Source organism: Halorubrum vacuolatum, from assembly GCF_900188065.1.
In the GTDB taxonomy this organism is placed as follows: domain Archaea; phylum Halobacteriota; class Halobacteria; order Halobacteriales; family Haloferacaceae; genus Halorubrum; species Halorubrum vacuolatum.
Genome location: NZ_FZNQ01000051.1, coordinates 1 through 3,777 on the forward strand (window position 1 = coordinate 1; position 3,777 = coordinate 3,777).

General features: G+C 52.3%; 2 protein-coding genes and 1 pseudogene. All 3 read right to left on the reverse strand.

What is annotated here, in order from left to right; genetic code table 11:
• Positions 1-490: 490 nt before the first annotated feature.
• Positions 491-1,696: an IS4 family transposase gene (locus tag CHB65_RS16540; RefSeq protein ID WP_089386111.1), complete on the reverse strand. Its 1,206-nt coding sequence runs from the start codon at positions 1,694-1,696 to the stop codon at positions 491-493.
• 259 nt (positions 1,697-1,955) lie between these two features.
• Positions 1,956-2,912, reverse strand: coding sequence for a 2-hydroxyacid dehydrogenase (locus tag CHB65_RS16545; RefSeq protein WP_089386112.1), 957 nt, complete (start codon positions 2,910-2,912; stop codon positions 1,956-1,958).
• Positions 2,913-3,032: 120 nt separating this feature from the next.
• A pseudogene (locus tag CHB65_RS16550) lies at positions 3,033-3,695 on the reverse strand (IS6 family transposase).
• Positions 3,696-3,777: the final 82 nt, after the last annotated feature.

Here is a 3,777-nt window from a genome sequence, read left to right on the forward strand (position 1 = left end):
CAAGGATATCGATCTCCATACCAAGCTCGATTTCCTCGGCTTCATCCTTCTAAACCAGTGATATCGGTAGATAAGATCGCTATTCAACGCAGCAGAATGTCGTGTTCCTATATACCATTCAGTGGAGGGTGTCCACCGCTTTCAGTGCGGCGCTCAGTCCCAGTCGATTAATGCACCACCGTTTACCGATTCATCACTGCTTGGTACTTCCCAGCCGTAATAGCTTCAACCCCCAAATCAAAATGTTTATTATTATTCGTCCATAAACTCGTTTCCTGTCGCGTTTCGAGTTGATAAAGCCACCGAGAGAACGACTTCTGCGAGAGCAAGATGAGTGTGCTGTCTGAACGAAAATGGCCTGATCAGACGAGATTGTAACCGGCCCGAAGCAGTGAATGAGAAGATTCCCTGTGTCAATACGGTGTCTTTCGACTGCTCTGGCCAAAGCCGTCGCTGGCGGCGACGGCTGACCCAGCCACCTGAGACCAGCTCAACCGAACGTATCCAGTGATTTGTTCCAGTGCGTCCGGACTTTCTGGATTGTTCGCGGCACGCCACCCTTCACCGGGTGGCGCTGCCGCAGCCAGTAGATCAGCACCAGCCCAATCAACGCAGCGAACAACTCGAACAAGACGCCGTTCAGCGATTTCGAGTGAAAATTCTCGATATTCAGATACTGCTTCAGTTCACGAAATAGAATCTCGATCACTGTCCGAAGCGTGTAGATGCTGATCACGTCGATGGGATCGTACGCTGACGACGCCAGCGTCGTCAGGTACTCGATCTCTTCTCCATCTGGTGTTTCCAAGACGATGCGACGAAACGTCTCTCCAGTCTCGGCAAGTCCGATCCGTTCATCGCGGATCTGTCTCGTTCCGTTCTTGTCGGTGACTTCGACGTTCTGGACGCGCTCCAGAACGTCGACCCGAGCATCTGACCGCAGCAGTGTGACGAAGTCATCGTCGCTGTGTTTGAGTTCGCAAAACCGATGATAGCGCGTGTATCCACGGTCAAACACCCAGATAACCGAGTCGAGGTCTGCGAAGACCTCGACATCGGCTTTGAGATGGTCAAACTGCGGACTTTCATGGGTTTGGCCCTCTGTCACAGTTGCACCAAGCGGGTGCTTGTGTTCACCATCCACACGCGCGGCGCAGTGAAGCTCAAGTCCGCCATCTTCTGTGTCAATCTCGTAGGATTGCTCGTCGTCTCCGACGAACTCGTCAGAGACGACGACTGAACGAGTGAGTTCGAGGTTTGTTGCGTCAAAAGCAACAACACCGCGAGTAAGCCATTCGAGTCGTTTTCGTTGGACGGCACGTTGATGATACAGCTGTGGCGTGTGGAGCAGCGCGAAAAGACAGCGAACGACCGCGCGGTAGTCGCGGTCGTTCGTGTATCGGGAGAATGTGGAAGCAGCCATTGCTTCGAGTTGTTCGTCAGTCTCAATTTTGTCCGCAAGTTTAGCGAGAGAAGTTGATGGGTCAAGGCCTTCACGGACTGCGACTTTGAGATGGTTGTCGAAGTCGTGCGTTGAACTGTACTTGCCGATATCGAACTGATCGGCAATGGACTCGCTGTCGACTGCGTCGAGCAGCGAGTACAATTCCCTCGAAACGGAGTGGGTAGAATTGAAGTTGCCTGCGTTCGTTTCTCTTGATGACGGCCCTGACCTTTGATCACCAATCACAGACATCAGGCCGTCACTACCGGCTCACGCCGGTTTTAAATACTCGAAACGCGACAGATGAAAGCTGTCGTTCCATATTATATACCTGTTCTGGTCATTCTCTTCGTGTGTATATTCTTCCCATCCGTTGTTACCTATATTCCCTATGAATTAATGGGATAGCCAACATACAATATCCGTCTGAAATTCTCAAATTGGTGATTGCAGAAAAATATATCTTCATAAATTACGTTCCTGCCGCTCAAAATGAGGGCCTGATTTCATCTCAGAACGGCGTAGCCATGTATCGTTCCGGGACCTCCGCCCCGTCAAATAGCTTCTTGACGTTTGTTGTAAGTCTATTAATGCTCTTGATCCGACTTGGAGTGGTCATCGCGGCGATATGCGGAGTCACCACGACATGGTCGAACTCGAGTAGTTCCGAATTGGAATCGAGCGGTTCAGTCGTAAACACGTCGAGACCGGCTCCCCCAATCGAGTCTTTCCGGAGAGCGTCTATGAGGGCCGCCTCCTCGACAACAGGGCCGCGTGCGGTGTTGATTAAAATTGCCGAGGAGTTCATTTTCGATAGTTCTGAATCACCGATTAATCCTCGAGTTTCCTCTGTGAATTCGGTAGTCAATACGATTATGTCACTTTGCCGTAACAGGCTGTCTAGATCGGTCATCGTCGCACCGACGAGTTCGGTATCGATCTCTGGGACAAATGGATCGTGAGCGAGAATCTCCACGTCAAATCCCGAGAGGAGTCTCGCAAATCGTTTGCCAATGTCTCCAAAGCCGACAACTCCGACGCTCGTCCCTGAGACCCGCATCCCGAGGTCGTACGAGTCACGCCACTCACTATTTTCGATCAGATTCCGTGCTGCCGTCAACCGACGGGCTGTCGCTAACGTAAGACAGAGTGTATGTTCAGCTACTGAGAGCGCATTATATCCAGGGGTGTGGGTAACGGGTATACTGTGCTCGGCGGCTGCTTTGCAGTCGATATTGTCGATGCCAGTTCCGAGTTTGGCAATCATCTCCAGTTTCGGGGCATTTTCGATTACATCACGAGACATTGGTACTCGTGAGGTCACGAATGCTACGTTAGTTCCCTGGAGCGCTTCGATTACGGCGTCTCTGGAATTCTCAATACCAACCGTTACCTCCCAGTCATCTGGTAGGCCAGCGAGCAATTGATCGGTCGGCGTGATGTCCTGATCGACGATGGCTCGTCTCATATGATATCGCTTTCAGCCAATCTACTTGAGCATACCGCTCGTATGCCTGCAACGGGATCACGAAAAGTATAAAATAGTCTACTAGTTGGCGAGACGATCGGTTGAATCTAGTGGCACTGTCTAGTTCAGTACCTCCTCGGCTGGTGTGCGGCCATTCAGTGCTTGGTTCGGTCGGTCGTGGTTATAGTGGTGTCTGAAGCGTCTCAGCCAGCGGCGTGCGCTGGCCGGACTGCCCTGCCAGAAGGAATGAAAGCGATCAATTCGCATTGAGACGGTTTGAAACCATTTTCCAACGTGGTTTCGGTCGCTGTAGTCGAGCCGACCGCTCAATTTTTGATGCGCGAGGGCAGTCAGATAGCCACCAGCATCCACGAGAAACTCTGTCTCGTCGAGATCGTGTTTCTCCTGTAATCGATGGAGAAACGCCGCCGCGGGGTCAGTCCCGCGGCGGCTGTAGACGTCGATTTCGAGCAGTAGCTTCGATTCTGTGTCGATCGCGGCGTACAGCCACTTCTATTCTCCGTCGACCTCGATCTGTTTCTCGTCGACCGCGACCCGCGACGGCTCCGCCGTCGGCGGGTCGCTCTGCGCCTCTGATAACGTGTGCGTCCAGTTCCAGATTGCGCCGTGAGAGCGGTCAACACCGAGTAATTCGAGGGTTGCAACGACTTCTCGAACCGACAACCCCATCGAATGCAGCTGCACCCCGAACACCCTGACGGGTGTTGGGGTGCGCTCGTTCTCCCAAACCTCATCACAATCCACGTCTAAGTGGTGGTTCAAACGTAGTCTGACTAGTTTTTCGTCTCAACTGGATAGAGCTGGCGTAATTTGATACGAGCCTCATCAGTGGTGAATTGCCAAT

Bases quoted from the DNA above. Each gene is read 5' to 3' on its own strand.
- CHB65_RS16540 (WP_089386111.1), bottom strand. From the start codon at position 1,696: ATGTCTGTGATTGGTGATCAAAGGTCAGGGCCGTCATCAAGAGAAACG.
- CHB65_RS16545 (WP_089386112.1), bottom strand. From the start codon at position 2,912: ATGAGACGAGCCATCGTCGATCAGGACATCACGCCGACCGATCAATTG.